Consider the following 21,121-nt stretch of genomic DNA (forward strand, 5'->3'; position numbering starts at 1 on the left):
AGGACAGATGAGCCCCGAGGACACCGTCCGCGTGGTGGACGGTGGCCCGCGTCAGGTCAGCCGGTCGGTCGACGTGAACGCACCTGCCGCCGACTTGTACGCAATCGTCGCCGACCCCCGACGCCACCATGAGGTCGACGGCTCGGGAACAGTGCGGACCAACGTCACGTCCCCGACGGAGTTGACTGTGGGATCGCGCTTTTCGACCCGGATGACGATGTTCGGGATCCCGTATCGGATCACCAGCACCGTCACCGCGCTCAAACCCGGCGAACTGGTCGAGTGGCGTCACCCGTTCGGCCACCACTGGCGGTGGGAGTTCGAGCAGCTCTCCCCCACCTCGACGCGGGTCACCGAGACGTTCGACTACCGCGACACCGGTGCGGTCAAGGACCGCACCAGGTACTACGAGCGCCTGGGCTTCGCCAAGTCGAATGCCACCGGCATCGAGTCGACGCTGACCCGGCTGCGGGACCGCTACGCCTGATCAGTAGGCGATGAAGAGGATCTCGTCGCGCGAGTAGTCATGCCCGGGATGGTTCTCGGACAGGTGCTTCTGCGTCTTCTCGACCAGATCGTCCTCATCGGTGCCGACGATCGCCTCGCCGCACGGGCAGTTCAGGTGAGTCTTCATGAGACAGGTCTACCCGACGTGTCGCAGTCAGGAAAGTCAGAACTCCTTGTCTGATGCAACTGCATCAAGTCATGATGATGTCGCTTCACAAGTGAGTCCGCTTCAACGCCGAGACGGGGTAGTGACGATGTGGGATTTCGAGACAGACCCGCAGTACCAGACCAAACTCGATTGGGTCGACGACTTCATGCGCACCGAGGTCGAACCGCTCGACCTGCTTCCACTGGACCCCTACGACAAACACAACCCGGCGGTGATGGCCGCCCTGCGACCGCTGCAGCAGCAGGCCAAGGACCAGGGCCTGTGGGCGGCCCACCTGACCCCGGAGCTCGGCGGTCAGGGCTACGGCCAGGTCAAGCTGGCGCTGCTCAACGAGATCCTGGGCCGCTCGCGCTGGGCACCGTCGGTATTCGGTTGTCAGGCACCCGATTCCGGCAACGCCGAGATCCTGGCCCTGTTCGGCACCGACGAGCAGAAGAAGCGGTACCTGCAGCCGCTGCTGGACGGTGAGATCAGCTCCTGCTACTCGATGACCGAACCCCAGGGCGGGTCCGACCCCGGCCTGTTCGTCACCCGCGCCGACCGAGACGGCGATTCCTGGCTGATCAACGGCGAGAAGTGGTTCTCGTCCAACGCCCGCCACGCCTCGTTCTTCATCGTCATGGCGGTCACCGATCCCGACGCCCGCACCCGCGACAAGATGTCGTTGTTCATCGTCCCGGCCGAGACACCCGGCATCGAGATCGTCCGCAACGTCGGAGTCGGCGGTGAATCCCCTGAGCACGGCACCCACGGTTACGTCCGCTACACCGACGTCCGGGTACCGCTCGACCATGTGCTCGGCGGTCAAGGCCAGGCCTTCGCGATCGCGCAGACCCGGCTCGGCGGCGGCCGCATCCACCACGCCATGCGCACCATCGCATTGGCGCGCAAGGCTTTCGACATGATGTGCGAACGGGCTGTGTCGCGGCAGACGCGCCAGGGTCCGCTGGGCGACTTCCAGATGACGCAGGAGAAGATCGCCGACAGCTGGATCCAGATCGAACAGTTCCGGCTGCTGGTGCTGCGCACCGCGTGGCTGATCGACAAGCATCACGACTACTCGAAGGTGCGACGTGACATCGCCGCGGTCAAAGTGGCGATGCCGCAGGTGCTGCACGACGTGGTACAGCGGGCCATGCACCTGCACGGCGCGCTCGGGGTGTCCAACGAGATGCCGTTCGTCAAGATGATGGTGGCGGCGCAGTCACTCGGAATCGCCGACGGCCCAACGGAAGTGCACAAGCTGACGCTGGCCCGACGCACCCTCAAGGAGTACGAGCCGGTGGACACCCTGTTCCCGTCGGCGCACATCCCGACCCGGCGCGCCGAAGCGCAGGCCCGGCTGGCCGAACGGTTGGAACGCGAAGTGGCAGAACTGTAGTCGCCGATGCCCGCCACCGAGACGCGCGCGAACCTACTGGCCGCCGCCGAGCAACTGTTCGCCCATCGGGGTGTCGACGGCGTGAGCCTGCGTGAGATCGCCCGCAGCGCGGGCGCCAAGAACGTCATCGCCGTGCAGTATCACTTCGCCGATCGCGACGGGGTGCTGCGCGCCATACTCCACAAACATCTGCCCGGAGTCGACGAGCGCCGACACGCGCTGCTCGACGCCGCCGAAACCCGTCCCGCCCTGCCGGTGATGGCCGGGGCGTTGGTGCGGCCGTTGGCGGCCAAACTCACCGATGACGGCGGCGGCCCCGAGTTCTTACGTGTGTACGCCGACCTGCTGAACCGGCCCAAGCCATGGCGGGATGCCATGGAAGGAGAAGACGGCCGGTTCGGCAGCTTGAGCCGGTGGCGCGCGATGGTGGCCCCGCTGCTCGATCCCGAGGGCGCCAAGCTCCATCTGCGGATGGATGCGCTGCTCTACACGGCCGTGCAACTGGCCCGCCGCGCCGAATCCGGCCCGCACACCGATGACCGGCTGTTCACCAGCCATCTGATCGATGTGGTGGCCGCCATCCTGGCGGCGCCGGTCTCGGAGGAGACGCGCCAGCTGTCCTCCGAACGGGACCGGCGGCGGGGCCGCTGAAGCCGGGTCATCTCACTCGACTCAGATCCCGCGCTTCTCGGCTTCCTCCCTCAGCACCGGCATGACGTGCTCGGCGAACAGCCGCATGGTCCGGTGCACGTTCTCGGTGGCCGTTCCCGGCGGGCGGACCTCCAGCCCGATATGTGTGATCAGGCCCCGCTCGCCGCGCACGATCGGCAGGAACTTCTCGATGATCTGCTCGACGGTGCCGGGGTTGGGCACGGCGAAACCGACCTGTTCGCCGGTCTGCGCGCCGTGTCGCATCATGTCCATGGTCACGCGTGCCGACTCCGGCGGCTGATTGCCGTCGAGATCTCGCCGCAGGGCGTACTGATTGGACACCCACATACATGGCTCGGCGGTGGCCTCGAATGCGTCGTCCCAGGTGTCGGCGATGCTGAGGTGGTTGACGAAGCCGATCAGCTTGTCCTCGGGGCGCTCACCGCGGTCCCGGGTGATCTGCTCGTACACCCCGGTGACGTCGGGCGCGATCAGGTTGTAGCCGCGCTCGGCAGCCCGTCTGACCCCTTTGGGCCCGAAACCACCCCAGAAGATCGGGATCCGCTTCTGCACCGGCTGCATGATCCACCGCACGTCCGGGAAGGTGAAGTACTTTCCGTCGATGTCGAATTCGGCCTCGCCACCGTGCAGACAGCGTTCGAGGATGTCGATCACTTCCCAGGTGCGGCCGAAACGGGTGCGGGGATCGACACCGAAGGTGTGGAACTCCTCCCATTGCGAGCCGACGCCGATGCCCAGATCGAAGCGCCCGTTGGAAGCGATGTCGACGGCGGCGACGTCCTCGGCCAGCCTCAGGGGGTTGTGGAAGGGCGCGCAGATCACCGAGGTCCCCAACCGGATGCGGCTGGTGCGGCCGGCGACGGCTGCGAGCATGGTCAGCGGCGATGAGTTGCCCGAGGCGAAGCAGAAGTGGTGCTCACCGAAATACACTGCGTCGTAACCCAGTTCCTCGGCCAGGACGGCATCGTTGACGTAGTTCCACCACGCGTCGGCAGCGGATTGACCGAGGTCGGTTCGCTGCCGCGGGCCGGCGATGATCGAGAAACGCATCTACTTCTTTCGTTCGGGCTCAGCCAGGGACACGTTCACTCTGCCGGTCGTGGCGCCATCAGTGAAGGCGAGATTTCTGATGGCGGACATAAACTCGGCTTATGCAGGACAGCCGCGGCACGCCGTCGTTGGTCAACCTGGATCTCAACCTGCTGGTGACTCTCGACGCGATCCTGACGCACCAGAGTGTCACTCGGGCCGCCGAGCACCTCGGCGTCAGCCAACCCGCTGTCTCCGCGGCCCTGGGCCGGCTGCGTCGTCACTTCGGTGACGAGATCCTGCGGCGCGTGGGCAACCGGTACCAGCTGACGCCATTGGCCGTCGATCTGCGTCAGCGCACCCGGCTGGCGCTCACCGGCGTCGAGCGGGTTTTCGCCAGCCGCTCGGACGTCACCGACACCGCCCGGGAGTTCTCGGTGATCGTCAGCGATTACGGTTCCGCCGTGTTGGGGCGCCGCCTGATCGAACTGGTCACCGCAGCGGCACCGCGGGCCCGCATCCGGTTCATCCCAGCCGCTCCGGAACTCGTCGACCGGGCCGAGCAGAGCCTGACCGCCGCCGATGTCCTGCTCGTCCCGCACGGTTTTGTTGCCGACCTGCCCCACGCCGAGGCCTTCCGCGACGAGTGGGTGCTCGTCGCCGATCACCGGCACCCGTTTCCGGGCGAAACGCCCTCTGTCGACGATCTACGGACCAGGCCGTGGGTGTTGCTCTACAACACCCAGACCGCGTCGACTCCCGCTGCGCAGCGGCTGCGGATGACCGGTATCGATCCCCACGCCCAGGTCACCACGGACAGCTTCCTGGCCGTGCGCAGCCTGGTGGTCGACAGCAGCCGCGTGGCGCTGCTCCCTCGGCGGCTGCTGGACATCGCCGGCATGAGCGACGGGCTCCGCGTGCACCCCAGTCCGGTGCCCCTGGACCCGCTGGTCCTGGTGATGTGGTGGCACCCCGTTTACGAGCACGACCCCGAGCACCGGTTCCTGCGCGAGGCGATAGCCCAGGTGGCCCGCGAGTACGCCTGAGGCGGGCGTATGCCAGACTTTGTCAATACATATGTCCTCTATGAATAGGCCCGTGCGGCAATGAGCTGGGCTGATGTCACGTTGCTGCTCGTCGCCGGTGTGGCGGGCGGGCTCACCGGAAGTATCGCCGGGCTGGCGTCGGTGGCCACCTATCCCGCCCTGCTGGCGGTCGGGCTGCCGCCCGTGACCGCGAACATCACCAACACGGTCGCGTTGGTGGGCAACGCCGTCGGGTCGATCATCGGCTCGCGACCCGAGCTGCGCGGACAACGGCCGTTCCTGTTACGCACCGTCCCGATGGCCGCGCTCGGCGGTGCGCTCGGTGCCGTGTTGTTGTTGTCGACGCCGGCCGAAGGTTTCGAGAAGCTGGTGCCGCTACTCATCGGGTTCTCCTCGGTCGCGATCGTGTGGCCGCGCCGGGAGAAGGCGCCCACGGATCACCCCCGCCGGAACCGGACCGTGTTGCTCGCCGAGGGTGCGGCGGTCGTGGCCATCGCCATCTACGGCGGTTACTTCGGCGCCGCCGCCGGGGTGCTGTTGCTGGCCTTGCTGTTACGGGCGGGCGGCGCGACGCTGGCGCACGCCAACGCCTCCAAGAACGTGCTGCTGGGCGCGTCCAACGGCACCGCGGCCGTCATCTTCGTGGTGGTGGCGCCGGTGCACTGGCCGTCGCTGATCCCGCTGGCGATCGGCTGCATCATCGGCTCGCGGCTGGGCCCGATCGTGGTGCGGCACGCGCCTTCTGCGCCGCTGCGCTGGCTCATCGGCGCCGGCGGCCTGGTGCTGGCGATCAAGCTCGGCCTCGACGCCTACTGACCCCCTCCCAGGCCGCCCCCCCTCCCAGGCCGAGCGCGCGTGTCTGTACACCAACACGCCGCCTCTGGCGTACAAAACTGAGCGCTCACCCGATCAAGACCGTGCCGTCGCTGCGGGGATCGGCCCCGGCATCAAGCAACCCGTCGGCACCGACCCGGGCAATCATCGAATGCCCGGCATCGTCGTTGAGGTGGTCGACCTCCTCGACGGTCAGCGATGTACGGCGAAGCTGGTCCATGGCGGCGGGGTCCAGACCCGGCTCGATCATCACGTGATCGTCGGTCTGACCGGCGCGTCGCGCACCCACGATGAACCGGGGTGCCGCAACGATGTCCTGCGCGCTGAACCCCGCGGCGCTGCGCAGCAGCAGTTGGGTGTGGATCTGCGTCTGCGCCTTGCCGCCCATGGTGCTGTGTGCGGCCACCGCGCCGTCGCGGTGTTCGACGATCACCGGCACCAGGGTGTGGCCCGGCCGCTTACCGGCCGCCACCCGGTTCGGCGAGTCGGGGTCCAGCGAGAAGAACGAGGCACGGTTGTGCAGCAGCACGCCGGTCGACGGGTCGAGCACCTGGGCGCCGAACGCGTGGAACACCGACTGGATCAACGACACCGCGGTTCCGTCGGCGTCGACGGCCGCGATGCCGACGGTGTCCCCGGTGGGCTTGTCCGAGGGCGCATTGCGAACACGCGAACCGCCGCCGGCACGGCGCGCCGCCTGTTCGCGAGCGTCCCGATAGGACTGTTCGGTCAGCAGGGCGGCGACGTCGAACGGCGCCCATCGTGGATCGGCCAGCACGCTGTCGCGGTGGGCGTTGGCTGCATAGAAGATCTCGGCCAGCACCCCGGCGTCCGGTGTTCCGGCTCGCCACGCCCCCAGCGAGTACAGCAGCGCGTAACCCTGCGAGTTGGGGGCGGCTGTCGACACCCTGTGGTCGCCGAAGTCCGCGGTCAGCGGGTCTTCGATACTGACCTGGTGGCCGGCTAGGTCCGCGGCGGTCACCGGCACACCCAGCGCATCGAACCCGGTTGCGAGCCGACGCCCGGTGGCGCCGCGGTAGAAGGACTCCAGGCCGTCGCGCGCCAGGGCTTCCAAGGTGTCCGCCAGCGCCTCCTGCACCAGCGGTTCACCAAGGGCGAACGGTCGCGGACCCGCGAACAGTGTCGCATGGCACCCGGGGTCCTGTCGCAGCGTCGCGGCCTCGTTGCCGAGCGCGCGGGCCAGGTTTGGGCTCACCGGAAATCCCTTGCGCGCCAGCCTTATTGCAGGCTCTAGCAGTGTCTCGAGCGGCAACGAACCGCCGCGCTCCAGCAGTGCCGCCCAGCCGGAGACCAGGCCGGGCACCGAGACCGCCAGCGGACCGCGGGTCGGCATCGCGGACAGCTGGTGCAGGCCCGTCGGTGCCGATCCGTACGCACCGGAAGCGTTGAGACACAGCGTGGTTCCATCGGGCCGGCGCAGGAGGATGATCGCGTCGCCCCCGATGCTGCACATGTGCGGGTAGACGACGGTGAGCACCGCTGCGGCGGCCACCGCGGCGTCGACGACGGTGCCACCGGCAGCGGCGATGTCGCGTGCGGTGTCAACAGCTGCCGGATGCGGGGCGGCGATGGCGATGGGAGGCATCCGGTAATCCTGCCCTCCCTCCGGAGACAGCGGCGGCGGACAGGAGCACAGTGTCCCTATGACATCGAAAGGCCCGGTGACACCGAGACCGCCGCTGCCGCCGTTCACCCACGACACCGCGGTCCAGAAGGTCCGCGCGGCCGAAGACGCCTGGAATACCCGCGACCCCGCCCGGGTGTCCCTGGCCTACACACCCGACAGCTGGTGGCGTAACCGGTCGACGTTCCTGAACGGCCGAGCCGAGATCGTCGAGTTCCTCACCGACAAATGGTCACGGGAGCTCGATTACCATCTGATCAAGGAACTCTGGGCGTTCGATGGCAACCGCATTGCCGTCCGGTTCGCCTACGAGTACCACGACGCCGACGGCAACTGGTTCCGCGCCTACGGAAACGAGAACTGGGAGTTCGACGACGACGGCCTGATGCGGAAACGCCACGCCAGTATCAACGACGTCCCCATCACCGAGGGCGACCGGCTGTTCGACTGGGACCGCTCGGGTCCGCGGCCCGAGGATCATCCCGGGCTCAGCGACCTCGGCCTGTGAACTCCAGCGTCGCTTTCCGGCCCGGTCGGCGAGCGCACAGTTGGTGCACAAAGACCCGGCGTGTTGCCGGACAAACACGCGCGCTCGGCCGTTGAGGGCTAGCTGACGTAGCGCAGGATGCTCTCCGCCACGCATGCCGGTTTGGCGGCGCCCTCGATCTCGATGGTGGTGGTGACGATGATCTGCACCGTGCCCTGGCCGACGTCCTGGGTGTCGGTGAGGGTGCTGGTGGCGCGCACCTTGGAACCGACTGGCACGGGCGAGGGGAACCTGACCTTGTTCAGCCCGTAGTTGATGCCCATCTTGACGCCGTCGACGGTGAAGATCTGGTGCATCAACCGCGGCAGCAGCGACAGCGTCATGAAGCCGTGCACGATCGTGGTGCCGAACGGACCCTTGGCGGCCTTCTCCTGATCGATGTGAATCCACTGGTGGTCGCCGGTGGCGTCGGCGAACAGGTTCACCTCGTCCTGGCTGATGGTCACCCAGTCGCTGGAGCCCAGCTCCTCGCCTTTGGCTGCCACCAGTGCTTCGACCGACTCGAACGTCCGCATCCCTGTCGTTCCTTTCCTTGGTTGTGTTCTGCAAACTACTCGCGCGCGGCGATCAGACCTTCCTGGACCACCGTGGCACAGACCGCGCCACCGGCGTCGACGAATTGACCGGTGACCACGCCGCGGCCACGTGCCGCGGCGGGTGAACGGGTTTCCAACAGGTTCCACCGGTCGGCGCGGATCGGCCGGTGGAACCACACCGACGCGTCGGTGGTGCCGCTGCGGTGGCTGCGGTCGCGCATCGAATGGCCGTGCACACGCAGGGCGGCATCGATCATGTAGACATCGGTGACGAACAGTCCCAGACAGGTGTGCAGAAGCTCCTCATCGGGCACCGGAACAGTTGTCCGCCAATACAACCGGCGCGTGAAGCCAGCACCTTCGCCATGGTCGGCGATTCTGATGTCCAGCTCGTCGAGGGGCAATCCGGGCGCCGGACCGGCCGGGCCGGTGGCGGGTAACGCCTCGGGATCGTCGGGCAGCACGCCGAGGTCGCCGTGTTCAGGGCCCGGCAGTGGGAGTGCGAATGACACGGTGGCCGAGGTGATGACCCGCTCCCCCTGGCGCGCCAGCACCCGCCGGGTCATCGCGGTGCGCCCGTCGTACAAACGCTCCACGGCGTAATCCACCGGCGCACCTGAGTCACCACCTCGCAGGAACTGCAGGTGCAGGCTGGTGGGCACCGCCTCCGGCTTGACGGTCTGTCCTGCCGCAGCCAGCGACTGCGCCAGGAACTGACCGCCGAAGGCGCGCTTGCCTGCCGGCCCGTGTCCCGGCGCCTGAAACCAATCCTCCTGTGTCGCGGACAGTTCCAACAGATCCAGCAGAGCGCTCACTGCACCACCCCGGATTCCGTCAGCCGCTGCACGTCTGCGGCGGAGACTCCCAGTTCGGTCAGCACCGCGGCGGTGTCGTCGCCGAGTGCCGGCGCGGGCACTGCCACGGATCGAGAACCGTTGACCGACAACGGCAGCCCCGGCGCCAGGTGGTCACCGATCCGCGGCTGGTGCAGGGCGGTGAACAAGGGGTTGGCCGTCACCCGTTCATCGGCGGCCGCCTCGGCGAAGGTGCGGTAGCGCTCCCACAGGATGGATGTCGACGCCAGGCCGGCGGCGATCTGGTCGGCGGTGTGTTCGCGGAACCACACCGCGAACAACCCGCTGAGTGCCTCGCGGTGCCGGTATCGGCTGCCCTCGTCGGCGAAGTCGACGTCGAGCGCTTCGGCCAGTGCCGCAACGGCTTTGGCAGAACCGGTCAGTTCGGCCAGGTCGCGGAAGTGTCGTGGGGTGAGTGCGACGAGCATGAAGGACACCCCGTCGCTGCTGGTGAAGTTCTGCCCGTACTGGCCGTAGATCGCGTTGCCGAGTCGCTGCCGCTGGGTTCCGTTGATCATCGGCTCGGTGAGGAACCCGAGGTTGCCCGCCGTGGCCAGGGCGACGTCTTCGAGCGGCAACCGGATGTGGCTGCCCGCTCCGGTGGCGTCACGATGCCGCAGAGCGGCCGTGATACCCAGTGCCGCGTACAGTCCGCACGCCACGTCCCAGGCCGGCAGGACGTGGTTGATCGGACCTTCTTCGGTATCCGGGCCGGTGACCATCGGGAACCCGATGCCGGCGTTCACGGTGTAGTCGACCCCGGTGCCGCCGTCGGCGCGCCCGGATACTTCGAGATGGATCAGATCGGCACGCAGCGCCGACAACTGTTCGTAGGAATGCCATGGTCGCCCAACAACATTGGTGATCACCACACCGGCGTCGGTGATCAAACGCCGCACCAGGTCCTGCCCCTCGCCCGAGCGGAAGTCCACGGCCACCGAGCGCTTGCCCTTGTTCAGGCCCGCCCAGTAGATGCTGTCACCGCTTTCGGCCAGTGGCCAGCGCCGGTAATCGGCGGCGCCACCCACCGGGTCCACCCGGATCACCTCGCAGCCCAGTTGGGTCAGCGTCATGCCCGCCAGCGGGATCGCCACGAAACTGGAGATTTCGATGACGCGCACTCCGGCCAGCGGTCTCGTCGCATCGACGGTCATGACGGTAGTCAACCAGTTGCCCGTTCTCCCCACCGTGAGGACCCGGCGCAGGTCGGCGGGCCCGCCGGTCGAGAACGCGGTTCTTCGTGCGTTAGAGTCACGTTCTATGCTGGATCCGGCCGACCTCTTCCACACCGGCATCGTGGTGGCCGACCTCGACGCCGCGATGCAGCAGCTGAGCGCCGTTGCGGGATACCGCTGGACCACCCCGATGACCAACACCATCCCGGTGGTCATCGGGGACACCGAACGTGATGTCGAGTTCCGGATGACGTACTCGGTGCAGGCGCCGCACCTCGAACTGGTTCACGAGATCCCCGGGACCTTGTGGACAGCCGCACCCGGGATCGCGACGCATCACCTCGGCTATTTCGTCGACGACGTCGCCGTGACCTCGCGTGACCTCGACGCGGCCGGATTCGCCTTCGAGGCCGGCACCGCGGTGTTCGCCTATCACACGAATGCGCTGGGCGTCCGGATCGAGATCGTGCAACGCGGTTTGTTCGGCGATTGGCAGGCATTCCTGGACGCCGCATGACCGTCACTCCCGGGCAGCTGAGCCTCGACGGCCGCGTCGCCGTGGTGACGGGCGGTGGTTCCGGGATCGGGCGCGGCATCGCCGCGGGCCTGGCCGCCTTCGGCGCATCCGTGATGATCTGGGAGCGCGACGAGCGGGCGTGTGCTGCCGCATCCGATGTGCAGGCCATCGCGGTCGACGTCCGCGACAGTGCCGCCGTGGACACGGCCCTGGCGCAGACCGTCGCCGAACTCGGCACCCCGACCGTGCTGGTGAACAACGCCGGCGGCACCTTCTTCTCGCCGCTGCTGGACACCGGTGAGAACGGCTGGGACGCGCTGTACCGCGCCAATCTGCGGCATGTGCTGCTCTGCACGCAGCGGGTGGCCCGGGTGATGGCCGGCGCGGCGCTGCCCGGCAGCATCATCAACGTCACCTCCATCGAAGGCGTCAGGGCCGCACCGGGTTACGCGGCCTACGCCGCCGCCAAGGCCGGCGTCATCAACTACACCCAGACCGCGGCGCTGGAACTGGCGCGCCACGGCATCCGGGTCAACGCGCTGGCACCGGACATCACGCTCACCGAGGGGCTCACCACACTGTCCGACGGCGACCACACCGACCGGTTCGCCCGCATCGTTCCCCTGGGCCGGCCTGGTCATGTCGACGATCTGGCGGGTGCGGCGGTGTTCCTGGCCTCCGATCTGGCCGGCTACATCACGGGGCAGACGTTGCACGTCGACGGGGGGACGCAGGCCGCAGGCGGCTGGTATCACGGCGCCGACGGCAACGGTTACGTCTACGGTCCGAGTTGACGGGTACTCCCCTGCCATGACTGATCCGAAAGACCGCAAGGACGATTCCGAAGAAGACGTCAACGACGACGACCATGTGGCGTCCTCTCGCGCCGGTGGCAGCGACTCCGACGGCGGCTCCTACGTCGGCCGAACGGGTTCGGACGACGCCTTGGACACCGAGGAATCCGGTGCGGAGGCACGCGCTAGAACAGAGTGATGCGCCTGCTCCTGATCGCCGATACCCACCTGCCGAAACGTGCCAAGGACCTCCCTGTACAGGTGTGGGACGAGGTGGACACCGCCGACGTGGTGTTCCATGCCGGTGACTGGGTGAACGTCGAGTTGCTCGACGCGCTCGAGGGTCGCGCCGAGCGTCTGGTGGGGTGTTGGGGCAACAACGACGGCCCCGAACTACGCGCCCGGTTGCCCGAGCGCGCCGACATCACCCTCGAGGGTGTGCGCTTCACCGTGGTCCACGAAACCGGCGGATCCCAGGGTCGTGACGCGCGCATGGCCCGCGAGTACCCGGACAGCGACGTGCTGGTGTTCGGGCACAGCCACATTCCGTGGGACACCACCTTCTCTGTGGGGCGGCCCCAGCCTTTACGCCTCCTCAACCCCGGATCACCCACCGATCGGCGTCGGCAGCCGTTCTGCACGTACATGACGGCCACGGTGGCCGACGGCGAGCTCAGCGACGTCGAAGTGCACCAGGTGCCGAGATAGCTCTGCGACAGAGGTATCTTGGATCCGTGGAGTCCCGGACCGAACTGACCAGCGTGCTGTTTGGCACCATCGGTCGGTTCCGGCGCCAGGTCCGGCGCTCGGCGGGCCGGTCAGCAGATCGAAGTTTCGCCGCCGGTCTCACCGAATCCCAGGCCGAACTCCTGCGCCTGGTCGGGCGGCAGCCCGGCATCTCGGTCAGCCAGGCCGCCGCCGAACTGGGCCTGGCCGCCAACACGGCCTCCACCCTGGTGTCGAAACTCTGCGCCGAAGATCTGTTGTTACGCCAGGCCGATCCCGCTGACCGCAGGGTGGGGCGGCTGCGACTCACAGAACCGGCGCAGCAGCTGGCCGACGCCTCGCGCGCCGCCCGGCGGGCAGTGCTGGCCGACGTGCTCGACACCTTGACCGATGACGAGATCGATTCCCTGCAAGCAGGATTAGAGGTGCTGACGAAGATGACCCGCCTCCTCGAGGACCGCGCACCATGAGCGTCACCCCGGCGATCGACTGTCGTCACCTCACCCACCGGTACGGCGACTTCACCGCCGTCGACGACCTCACCCTGACCGTCGAACCGGGTGAAACGCTCGGACTGCTGGGCCCCAACGGGGCGGGCAAGACCACCGCGGTGCGGGTCCTGACCACACTGACGCCCGTCCAGCACGGCGACGTGTCCATCTTCGGCTTCGACGCCAAGCGCGACACCATGGACATCCGGTACAACATCGGCTATGTCCCCCAACAACTCTCCATCGAATCGGCATTGACGGGCCGGCAGAACGTCGAGTGGTTCGCCCGGCTCTACGACGTGCCCCGGCGGCAACGCACCGCCCGCGTCGACGAGGCGCTGTCCGCGATGAATTTGCTCGACGTCGCCGACTCCCTGGCCAGTACCTACTCCGGCGGCATGGTGAGGCGCCTGGAACTCGCCCAAGCCCTGGTGAACCGGCCCTCGCTGCTGATTCTCGACGAGCCCACCGTGGGGCTGGATCCCATTGCCCGCGACGGGGTGTGGACCCAGGTGCAGCGCATGCAGGACGAGTTCGGTATGACGGTGCTGCTGACCACCCATTACATGGAGGAGGCCGACGTCCTCTGTGACCGGGTGGCGTTGCTGCATCACGGCAAGCTGCAAGCCGTGGGCAGCCCCGCCGAACTCAAGGAGACCGTCGGCGCGGAGGCAACTCTCGAGGATGTCTTCCGCCACTATGCCGGCTCGGATCTCGACGAATCGGCTCCGCAGGGCCTCAAGGAAATCCGGTCCAGCAGGAGGACGGCGCGCCGTGGCAGCTGAAACAGTGGTAGCTGAACTCGTCCGCGCACCCCGTGGGCTACACCGGGTGCGCGGAATGGCTTTGCGCATGGGCACATTCGCCCTGGTCGAACTGCAGAAGCTGCGCCATGACCGCACCGAACTGATCACCCGCATGGTGCAGCCGGCGTTGTGGCTGTTGATCTTCGGGCAGACGTTCAGTCATCTCGATGTGATCGACACCGGGTCGGTGTCGTATCTGGCGTTCCTGGCGCCGGGGATCATCGCGCAGTCGGCGCTGTTCATCTCGATCTTCTACGGCATCCAGATCGTCTGGGACCGCGACGCGGGCATCCTGGCCAAGCTGATGGTGACCCCGGCGCCGGCGTCGGCGTTGGTGGCGGGCAAATCCTTTGCGGCGGGGGTACGTTCGGTCGCCCAGGTGATCGGCGTGCTGGCGATCGCGTACCTGATGGGCGTGACGCTCACCTGGAACCCCCTGCGCATCCTGGCCGCCATGGCGGTGGTGGTACTGGGTGCGGTGTTCTTCGCCTGCCTGTCGATGTCGCTGGCCGGGCTGGTGCGCAACCGGGACCGGCTGATGGGCATCGGGCAGGCCATCACCATGCCGCTGTTCTTCGCGTCCAACGCGCTGTATCCGGTCGACATCATGCCGCAGTGGCTGCGCTGGCTGTCCGCGGTGAACCCGCTGAGCTACGAGGTCAACGCGTTACGCGGACTGCTGATCGGCACGCCGTCGAACATGGCGCTCGATCTCGGGGTCCTGGTGGTGGCCGCCGTGCTCGGGGTGGCCGTCGCCTCGACGCTGCTACGCCGACTGGTCCGCTGAGTCCACCACCGCACGTGCGGTGAACTCGACGCGGCGGCCTTCGGAGGTCCACTGCAGCGCAGCGGTTCCCGACAGCTGCACCGTCGCGCCCGTGGTGTAGTCGGTGAACAACAGCGCGGCCTCGTCGTCGACCGCGAGGTTACCCAGACTGTTGAACATGTTGTTGCCCGGGAAATCTGGCCAGCTCACCGTGGTCGGCGACGTCACCTCGACGAAGCCGGGCGGGCCGCCGCGATGGGAGGCGTCGTTGCCGCGCGTCGGGTGCGTGGTGCCGAGGAAGAACGTGTCCGCCGCGGCCACCAGGCCCTGCGCGGCGGCCGTCAGCGCGGTGCCGCGCGCAAAATGCGGTGCCGCCGACGCCGCGGCGTCCGTGTCGTGCCGGTGGATGTGTTCTGGGCAGTTGCCGTACGCCTGGTCCACCTGGACCACCAGAGCGTGGTCGTCGGCCGCCGTGAGAGTTCCGTTGATCCGGACCCGGCGCCGTGCCGCGAAATCGATGGCGATGAGGCCGACCTGCTGGTCCGCGGCCACCTCGCGCAACGGATCGCCGACGCGTGGGACCGCGGCGATGCGCAGGACGTCGGCGTCGCCGTCCAGGAAACCGGGCGGCCCGGCCAGGGGTGAGGTCCACAGCACGCCGTGGCGGTCGCGGGCGGTCAGCACGGCGTAGCGCTGCAGGGCGAGAAACCTCTGCCCGCCACCGGAAAGATCCGCCGGGGCCAGCATGCCCTGCAGTCGATGCGCCTGCAGTTGCACACCCGCCTCGCGTTGTACGGCGAGCTCGCCTTCGTGAAATCCCCAGACCATTGCGGTTACAACAGCGGGAGGCGCGCGTAGCTTCCGTGCCGCCGGACACAAACTCACGCAGCAAATCATCCGAGGCGTCAGAATGTGGCGGTGACTCAGGACTCCCCGCCGCTGCCGCCGTCGTTCGGCTACACCCTCAAACGACTGTTCCTGGGCAAACCGCTGACCACCAGCCAGCTCAAGGACGAGAAACTCTCCAATCGGGTCGCCCTGGGAGTCCTCTCACCCGATGCGATCTCGTCGAGCGCCTACGGCACCGAGGTGGTGCTCGTGGAGTTGCTGCCGTATGCCGCGCTGGCGGCTTTTGTGCTGCTGCTGCCCATCACCGGCGTCATCCTGTGCATCCTGGTGCTCGTCGCGGCGTCGTACTGCCAGGTGGTGATGACCTACACCAAAGCGGGCGGTTCGTATGTGGTGGCGCGCGACAACTTCGGGCCGCGGGTGGCGCAGGTGGCCGCGGCGGCACTGATGATCGACTACGTGGTCACCGTGGCGGTGCAGGCCGCCGCGGGAACCGTCGCGGTGGTGTCGGCGCTGCGGATGCTCGGGCCCTACAGCCTGGAGATCACCGTCGGCATCGTCGTGGCGATGTGCTTCGTCAACCTGCGCGGCTTACGGGAAGCGGGCCGGCCGTTCGCGATCCCCACCTATTTCTTCATCGTGATGATGACGGTGATGATCACCACCGGTGTGGTCCGGCACCTGATCTGGGGCCTGCCGCAATACGATCCGACCACCCTTGTCGGCGCCGTGCCGGTCGAGCACGCCGACGGGCTCATCATGGGCGCCACCCTGCTGGTGTTGCTGCGGGCGTTCGCCAACGGCGGCGCCTCACTGACCGGGGTGGAGGCGATCTCCAACACGGTGGGCTCATTCCGGGATCCGGCCGGGCGCAACGCCCGCAAGGTCCTGATCGTGATGGCGACGGTGTTGGCTTTCCTGCTGGCCGGCGTCGCCTACCTGGCCTACGCCACCCATGCCACCCCCTACTCCGCGGGCTACCCGTCGGTGCTGTCCGAAATCGCCCGCGCGGTCTTCGGTTCCGGGCCGCTGGGCCACATCCTGTATGCGCTGGTGCAGATCGCCACCGCCGCCATCTTGTTCACCGGCGCCAACACCAGTTTCAATGGTTTCCCCGCGCTGGCGAATTATGTTGCCGGTGACCGGTTCCTGCCGCGCCAACTCGCCAAACGGGGCCACCGCCTGGTGTTCTCGAACGGCATCATCCTGCTGACGGTGCTGTCGGTGTCCCTGCTGATCTTCACCGGTGGCTCGGTGAGCGACCTGGTGCCGTTCTACGCGATCGGTGTGTTCACCGGTTTCGCCATGGCCGGCTACGGCATGACCAAACACCATCTGACACAGAAGGAACCGGGCTGGCGGTACAAGCTGGCGATCAATCTGTCCGCCGGGATCGTGTCGACCATCGTGGTGCTGATCTTCGCCATCGCGAAGTTCACCGAGGGCGCCTGGCTGGTGGTGGTCATCTTCCCGATCCTGGTGTTCGCCCTCATCCGGCTCAACCGCGAATACCGCGCCGAGGCCGCCATTCTGGAGACCATCCGCAGCGATCAGAACGGAAACAACTATGACCGTCTGCGGGTTTACGTGCTGGTGAATTCGGTGGACCTGGCCTCGCTCGAGGCGCTGCGGTACGGCCAGGGACTGGAGGCCGACGAATTCAGCGCCGTCCACTTCAACATCGACGACGAGCGTGCCGAGCAGTTGCGCACGCGCTGGGAGCACTTCGGGCTGCAGACGCCGTTGCGGATCATCGACTGCCCCGATCGCCGATTGATCAGGGCTGCACAGGAACTCGTCACCACCGCGGCCGCGGAGCAGCCCGGCACCAGCGTCACCCTGCTACTGCCGCGCCGCAGCTACGCGCCGATGATCGGGTTCTTCCTGCACGACCGTACTGCCGACCGGATCGCCAGGGCCGTCAGCAGGTTGCCTTTCGCGGTGGCGACGATCGTGCCCTACGACGTGCAATCCCGGATCCGCCAGACGTTCCCGGACCGCTTCGAGGAACGCATCACCCGGGAACTGGAACGGGTGCAGGCACGGGTCGAGGGTTCCGACAGCAGCGCCCAACCGCGCACCCCACCCGGGGTGATCTCGGTGGACAACCTGGTCAGCGGGTTGGGGGCCACGGTGGAAGGAACCGTGGTGCGGGTCGAAGACAAGGTGCGCGACGGCGAGCCGTTGCGGATCGTGGTCCTGGGCGACGACAGCGGTGAACTCAACGTGTTGTTCAACGACGGCCGCGGCGACGGGATCCAGCCCGGCCAGCGGTTACGGATGACGGGCAAGGCCCGTCAGACCGGAACGCGGCCGATCTTCCTGGAGGATCCGGCGGTGACGGCACTGGCCGCGGAGTAGGGCGGCCGCGTACCCTCGCCTTGACAGATCGTTGGGTTTTCCCAACACTTGATTAGGTGAGTCCGGTCAGACGTGGGGAATCTCTTCCCATCTACAACCGCATCCGGGTGCTTCGCGCCGAGCGGCAGATGAGCCGGGCCGACCTGGCGGGCCGGATCGACGTGAATCCGCAGACCGTGGGCGCACTGGAGCGAGGCGATCACTATCCCAGCCTCGATCTGGCGTTTCGCATCTGCGACGTGTTCGACCTTCCCGTCGAAGCCGTGTTCTCGCGCACGGAGTTCACTCCCTTGTCCGCCGAGGTGTACCGAAGGCAATCCCATGGCTGATACCGACCTGATCGAGCGTTACCAGACCTACCGCACCAACCGATTCCTCAAACAGGAACGCAGCTGGGCCAATTCGCTTCCCGGGTGGCGCGGCCGGCACCGGCGCCGGATCCTGGTCGCGGCCTTGGCGGCGGACTTCGTGTTCATGTTCGCAGTCGGCGTGGCATGTGCGTTGGGCGTCCAATGGGCGCCGCTGCTCTGGTTGCCGGCGTGCCTGGTGTTCTTCCCGTTGTGGATCGCGCTGCAGATCGTCTCGGGGCGACGCGGCGACGCTCCCGAAGGCGCGCTCGACGAGTTCGAGATCGCCCAGCGCAACAGCGCGCGGTCCATCGGTCTGACCATCACGCAGAACCTGATGATGATCCCCGTCGCGTACTTGATCTTCGGCGCCGTCTTCACGGGCGGGACCGACACCGAGATGGCCTACGCCGGCGGGCTGATGGCACTGACGATGCTGCTGGCCGGCGGCTGCTCACCCGCGATGATCCTGGGTTGGGTCCGTCCCGATCCCGACGCCGACGACAACTGAGGCGCGGTTGACAGCATCACCTGTCACCATGACCCGGTGATCACCCCAGTCCACCGCCTCCAGGTGATGTCGGGGCGCGACCCGCACGAGAGCGGCCGCGTCGCCACCCCGCTGGAGTTGCTGTTCGACCTGACGTTCGTCATCGCCTTCGGCGTGTCGGCCTCCGAACTGGCGCACATGCTCGCCGAGAACCACCTGGGTACCGGGCTGGCCGGTTTCGCGTTCTCGACATTCGCCATCAGCTGGGCCTGGATCAACTTCAGCTGGTTCGCCTCGGCCTACGACACCGATGACTGGGTGTACCGGCTGACCACGATGCTGCAGATGGCCGGCGTTGTTGTTCTGGCACTGGGCATTCCGCCGGTGTTCTCGTCGATCTACGAAGGCGAGCACGTCGACAACCGGGTCCTGGTCGCCGGTTACGTCGTGATGCGGGTCGCGATGATCCTGCAGTGGCTCCGGGCGGCCCGCCAGGACCCCGCCCGTCGCGCGGCCTGCCTGACCTACGCACTCTCGATCACGGTGGCGCAGGTCGGCTGGATCGGCGTGATCGTCGTCGACACGTCGGTGCCGGTGACGTTCCTGCTCGTGACCATCATGACGCTGGTCGAGATGACGGGTCCGTGGCTGGCCGAGAAGCGGATGGGCGGCACACCCTGGCATTCCCACCACATCGCCGAGCGCTACAGCCTGTTGGTCATCATCGCTCTCGGCGAAGGGGTGATCGGCACGGTCGCCTCCCTCACCGCCGTCGTGCATGAACAGGGCTGGACCGCCGACGCCGTGTTCGTCACGGCCGCCGGTATCGGACTGACGTTCGGTATGTGGTGGGTGTACTTCGTGATCCCCACCGCCGACCTGCTGCACGCCCACCGGGAGCGGTCCTTCCCGTGGGGGTACCTGCACATCATCGTGTTCGGATCGATCGTGGCCACCGGGGCGGGACTGCACGCCGCGGCGTACTACCTGGAGCACCATTCGACGCTCAGCTCGATGTCCACCGTGCTGGCGGTGGCCATTCCGGTGGGTGTTTACCTCGTCTTGATCTGTACGCTCTACGTTTTGCTGGTAGGCCGCTTCGACGTCTTCCACGCGGTGCTGCTGGCACTGGCGGCCCTGGTGCTGGCGGTGGCCATCGCGATGGCTGCCGCAGGGGTGGGAATGGCCGTCTGCCTGCTGGTTGTCACGCTGGCCCCGGCCGTCACCGTGCTCGGCTACGAGCTGGTGGGGCACCGGAGGGCGCAGGCGTCCCTGACTCACGTCTGAGGGGGTGCGCCGGACCGACACGCCCGGCGACCATAACAACCCGGTGTCGAATGGGCCTCTGCCCGAGGCTCAATCGTTGTCCAACCGCGACAGCGGAACCGGGTTTTGCGGGCGGGTCGCCTGGAAACCACATGATTCACTTTCGTCACACGAGTAACAAGCCTGTAAGTCACTGAATCATGGAGGAGCGACTGTCGTGAGGCTCGCAAGAAAAGTTGGTGTGAAGTTGCGCGGGGCGGCAAAGCGGCTGACAGTCGCAACCGTTGCGGCCGCCGCGCTGCCCGGCTTGATCGGGATCGCCGGAGGGTCGGCGACCGCCGGGGCCTTCTCCCGGCCCGGCCTGCCCGTCGAGTACCTCATGGTTCCGTCACCGTCGATGGGACGCGATATCAAGGTCCAGTTCCAGCCCGGCGGCGCCAAGGCGGTTTATCTGCTCGACGGCCTGCGGGCCCAGGACGACTTCAACGGCTGGGACATCAACACCCCGGCATTCGAGTGGTTCGAGAACTCGGGCCTGTCGGCGATCATGCCGGTGGGCGGTCAGTCCAGCTTCTACGCCGACTGGTACCAGCCGTCGCAGGGCAACGGCCAGAACTACACCTACAAGTGGGAGACGTTCCTCACCCAGGAGCTGCCGACCTGGTTGTCCGCCAACCGCGGCATCTCACCGACCGGCAATGCGGCCGTGGGCCTTTCGATGGCCGGTTCCGCATCGCTGACGCTGGCCATCTGGCATCCCCAGCAGTTCATCTACGCCTCTTCGCTGTCGGGCTTCCTCAACCCGTCCGAGGGCTGGTGGCCCACGCTGATCGGCATGGCGATGAACGACGCCGGCGGCTTCAACGCCAACAGCATGTGGGGCCCGTCGGCTGATCCGGCGTGGAAGCGCAACGACCCGATGGTCAACATCAACCGCCTCGTCGCCAACGGCACCCGCATCTGGATCTACTGCGGTACCGGCACCCCGTCGGATCTCGATGCCGCGGGCAACATCGGCAACCTGATGGCCGCACAGTTTCTGGAAGGCTTCACCCTGCGCACCAACCTGACCTTCCGGGACAACTACATCGCCGCGGGCGGACGCAACGGCGTCTTCAACTTCCCGGCCAACGGCACCCACAGCTGGGGCTACTGGGGACAGCAGCTGCAGCAGATGATTCCGGACATGCAGCGGGTGCTCAACGGCGCCCCGCCTGCCGCCTAGGCTCCGGTTCCGTACCAGATCGATCAAGCGGCCCCTGCCACGGCAGGGGCCGCTTTGTCGTTCTACGCCGTCATACCGCGCCCAAACC

25 protein-coding genes are annotated in these 21,121 nt (G+C 67.3%); 18 read left to right on the forward strand and 7 right to left on the reverse strand.

What is annotated here, in order from left to right:
- Nucleotides 1–7 precede the first annotated feature (7 nt).
- Nucleotides 8–487 carry an SRPBCC family protein gene (locus NL241_RS31215; RefSeq protein WP_494395995.1) on the forward strand — a complete coding sequence of 160 codons (480 nt, stop codon included), beginning with the start codon at nucleotides 8–10 and terminating at the stop codon, nucleotides 485–487.
- Here NL241_RS31215 and NL241_RS31220 read toward each other — a convergent pair whose 3' ends face one another.
- The gene (locus tag NL241_RS31220) at nucleotides 488–634 is read right to left on the reverse strand and encodes a DUF1059 domain-containing protein (protein WP_487693225.1); all 147 of its coding nucleotides are present in this window, start codon (nucleotides 632–634) and stop codon (nucleotides 488–490) included. It abuts the gene before it with no gap.
- Between the two features lie 127 nt (nucleotides 635–761).
- Here NL241_RS31220 and NL241_RS31225 point away from each other — a divergent pair, with 127 nt between their 5' ends.
- Together NL241_RS31225 and NL241_RS31230 are read left to right on the forward strand one after the other, a co-directional pair.
- Nucleotides 762–2,057 (forward strand): acyl-CoA dehydrogenase family protein, encoded by a 1,296-nt coding sequence (locus NL241_RS31225; protein WP_487693226.1) that lies wholly within the window; start codon nucleotides 762–764, stop codon nucleotides 2,055–2,057.
- A 6-nt stretch (nucleotides 2,058–2,063) separates the two neighbouring features.
- Entirely contained in the window at nucleotides 2,064–2,708 is a 645-nt protein-coding gene (locus tag NL241_RS31230; protein ID WP_494395996.1) for a TetR/AcrR family transcriptional regulator, read from the forward strand.
- A gap of 21 nt (nucleotides 2,709–2,729) precedes the next feature.
- Here NL241_RS31230 and NL241_RS31235 read toward each other — a convergent pair whose 3' ends face one another.
- Nucleotides 2,730–3,779: an LLM class flavin-dependent oxidoreductase gene (locus tag NL241_RS31235; protein ID WP_487693228.1), complete on the reverse strand. Its 1,050-nt coding sequence runs from the start codon at nucleotides 3,777–3,779 to the stop codon at nucleotides 2,730–2,732.
- A gap of 101 nt (nucleotides 3,780–3,880) precedes the next feature.
- Here NL241_RS31235 and NL241_RS31240 point away from each other — a divergent pair, with 101 nt between their 5' ends.
- Nucleotides 3,881–4,804: a LysR family transcriptional regulator gene (locus NL241_RS31240; protein WP_487693229.1), complete on the forward strand. Its 924-nt coding sequence runs from the start codon at nucleotides 3,881–3,883 to the stop codon at nucleotides 4,802–4,804.
- 60 nt (nucleotides 4,805–4,864) lie between these two features.
- Nucleotides 4,865–5,620, forward strand: coding sequence for a sulfite exporter TauE/SafE family protein (locus NL241_RS31245; RefSeq protein WP_494395997.1), 756 nt, complete (start codon nucleotides 4,865–4,867; stop codon nucleotides 5,618–5,620).
- An 85-nt stretch (nucleotides 5,621–5,705) separates the two neighbouring features.
- Here the strand turns inward: NL241_RS31245 and NL241_RS31250 are convergent, their stop codons facing one another.
- Nucleotides 5,706–7,244, reverse strand: coding sequence for a gamma-glutamyltransferase family protein (locus NL241_RS31250; protein ID WP_494395998.1), 1,539 nt, complete (start codon nucleotides 7,242–7,244; stop codon nucleotides 5,706–5,708).
- Between the two features lie 76 nt (nucleotides 7,245–7,320).
- On the opposite strand from NL241_RS31250, the gene NL241_RS31255 reads away from it, so the two are divergent.
- A complete protein-coding gene (locus NL241_RS31255) occupies nucleotides 7,321–7,791 on the forward strand; it encodes a nuclear transport factor 2 family protein (RefSeq protein ID WP_494398422.1) in 471 nt (156 codons plus the stop codon).
- A 98-nt stretch (nucleotides 7,792–7,889) separates the two neighbouring features.
- Here NL241_RS31255 and NL241_RS31260 read toward each other — a convergent pair whose 3' ends face one another.
- From NL241_RS31260 to NL241_RS31270, 3 genes are read right to left on the reverse strand one after another with little or no spacing between them, the layout of a single operon-like run.
- Nucleotides 7,890–8,345, reverse strand: a complete 456-nt coding sequence (locus NL241_RS31260) for a MaoC family dehydratase (protein ID WP_494395999.1) — start codon at nucleotides 8,343–8,345, stop codon at nucleotides 7,890–7,892.
- A gap of 35 nt (nucleotides 8,346–8,380) precedes the next feature.
- Nucleotides 8,381–9,181, reverse strand: a complete 801-nt coding sequence (locus NL241_RS31265; protein WP_494396000.1) for an acyl-CoA thioesterase — start codon at nucleotides 9,179–9,181, stop codon at nucleotides 8,381–8,383.
- Nucleotides 9,178–10,374: a CoA transferase gene (locus NL241_RS31270; protein WP_494396001.1), complete on the reverse strand. Its 1,197-nt coding sequence runs from the start codon at nucleotides 10,372–10,374 to the stop codon at nucleotides 9,178–9,180. The genes NL241_RS31265 and NL241_RS31270 overlap by 4 nt, the downstream gene beginning before the upstream one ends.
- Nucleotides 10,375–10,480: 106 nt before the next feature.
- Between NL241_RS31270 and NL241_RS31275 the strand changes: the two genes are divergently transcribed.
- The 7 genes from NL241_RS31275 to NL241_RS31305 are packed head-to-tail and all read left to right on the forward strand — an operon-like array spanning nucleotide 10,481 to nucleotide 14,516.
- Complete coding sequence (locus tag NL241_RS31275; protein ID WP_487693236.1) at nucleotides 10,481–10,912, forward strand: VOC family protein; 432 nt, start codon at nucleotides 10,481–10,483, stop codon at nucleotides 10,910–10,912.
- Entirely contained in the window at nucleotides 10,909–11,706 is a 798-nt protein-coding gene (locus NL241_RS31280) for an SDR family NAD(P)-dependent oxidoreductase (RefSeq protein WP_487693237.1), read from the forward strand. Before NL241_RS31275 ends, NL241_RS31280 begins: the two co-directional genes overlap by 4 nt.
- 16 nt (nucleotides 11,707–11,722) lie before the next feature.
- Nucleotides 11,723–11,905 carry a hypothetical protein gene (locus NL241_RS31285; protein ID WP_487693239.1) on the forward strand — a complete coding sequence of 61 codons (183 nt, stop codon included), beginning with the start codon at nucleotides 11,723–11,725 and terminating at the stop codon, nucleotides 11,903–11,905.
- Nucleotides 11,905–12,414 carry a metallophosphoesterase family protein gene (locus NL241_RS31290; RefSeq protein WP_494396002.1) on the forward strand — a complete coding sequence of 170 codons (510 nt, stop codon included), beginning with the start codon at nucleotides 11,905–11,907 and terminating at the stop codon, nucleotides 12,412–12,414. Before NL241_RS31285 ends, NL241_RS31290 begins: the two co-directional genes overlap by 1 nt.
- A gap of 26 nt (nucleotides 12,415–12,440) precedes the next feature.
- Nucleotides 12,441–12,902, forward strand: coding sequence for a MarR family winged helix-turn-helix transcriptional regulator (locus NL241_RS31295; protein WP_494396003.1), 462 nt, complete (start codon nucleotides 12,441–12,443; stop codon nucleotides 12,900–12,902).
- Nucleotides 12,899–13,708, forward strand: a complete 810-nt coding sequence (locus NL241_RS31300; protein WP_487693242.1) for an ATP-binding cassette domain-containing protein — start codon at nucleotides 12,899–12,901, stop codon at nucleotides 13,706–13,708. Before NL241_RS31295 ends, NL241_RS31300 begins: the two co-directional genes overlap by 4 nt.
- A gap of 55 nt (nucleotides 13,709–13,763) precedes the next feature.
- On the forward strand, nucleotides 13,764–14,516 hold the full coding sequence (locus NL241_RS31305) for an ABC transporter permease (protein WP_494396004.1): 753 nt from the start codon (nucleotides 13,764–13,766) through the stop codon (nucleotides 14,514–14,516).
- On the opposite strand, the gene NL241_RS31310 is transcribed toward NL241_RS31305, so the two are convergent.
- Complete coding sequence (locus NL241_RS31310; protein ID WP_494396005.1) at nucleotides 14,496–15,323, reverse strand: pyridoxamine 5'-phosphate oxidase family protein; 828 nt, start codon at nucleotides 15,321–15,323, stop codon at nucleotides 14,496–14,498. The two genes, NL241_RS31305 and NL241_RS31310, sit on opposite strands and share 21 nt — an antisense overlap.
- Before the next feature lie 84 nt (nucleotides 15,324–15,407).
- On the opposite strand from NL241_RS31310, the gene NL241_RS31315 reads away from it, so the two are divergent.
- From NL241_RS31315 to NL241_RS31335, 5 genes are all read left to right on the forward strand, one after another.
- A complete protein-coding gene (locus NL241_RS31315; protein WP_487693245.1) occupies nucleotides 15,408–17,705 on the forward strand; it encodes an amino acid permease in 2,298 nt (765 codons plus the stop codon).
- A gap of 56 nt (nucleotides 17,706–17,761) precedes the next feature.
- Nucleotides 17,762–18,034 (forward strand): helix-turn-helix transcriptional regulator, encoded by a 273-nt coding sequence (locus tag NL241_RS31320; protein WP_487693246.1) that lies wholly within the window; start codon nucleotides 17,762–17,764, stop codon nucleotides 18,032–18,034.
- A complete protein-coding gene (locus tag NL241_RS31325) occupies nucleotides 18,027–18,563 on the forward strand; it encodes a hypothetical protein (RefSeq protein ID WP_494396006.1) in 537 nt (178 codons plus the stop codon). Before NL241_RS31320 ends, NL241_RS31325 begins: the two co-directional genes overlap by 8 nt.
- Before the next feature lie 66 nt (nucleotides 18,564–18,629).
- A complete protein-coding gene (locus NL241_RS31330) occupies nucleotides 18,630–19,829 on the forward strand; it encodes a low temperature requirement protein A (protein WP_494398423.1) in 1,200 nt (399 codons plus the stop codon).
- Nucleotides 19,830–20,049: 220 nt separating this feature from the next.
- Entirely contained in the window at nucleotides 20,050–21,033 is a 984-nt protein-coding gene (locus NL241_RS31335; protein ID WP_487693248.1) for an esterase family protein, read from the forward strand.
- Nucleotides 21,034–21,121 lie beyond the last annotated feature (88 nt).

It is taken from the genome of Mycolicibacterium sp. SMGY-1XX (genome assembly GCF_059132455.1).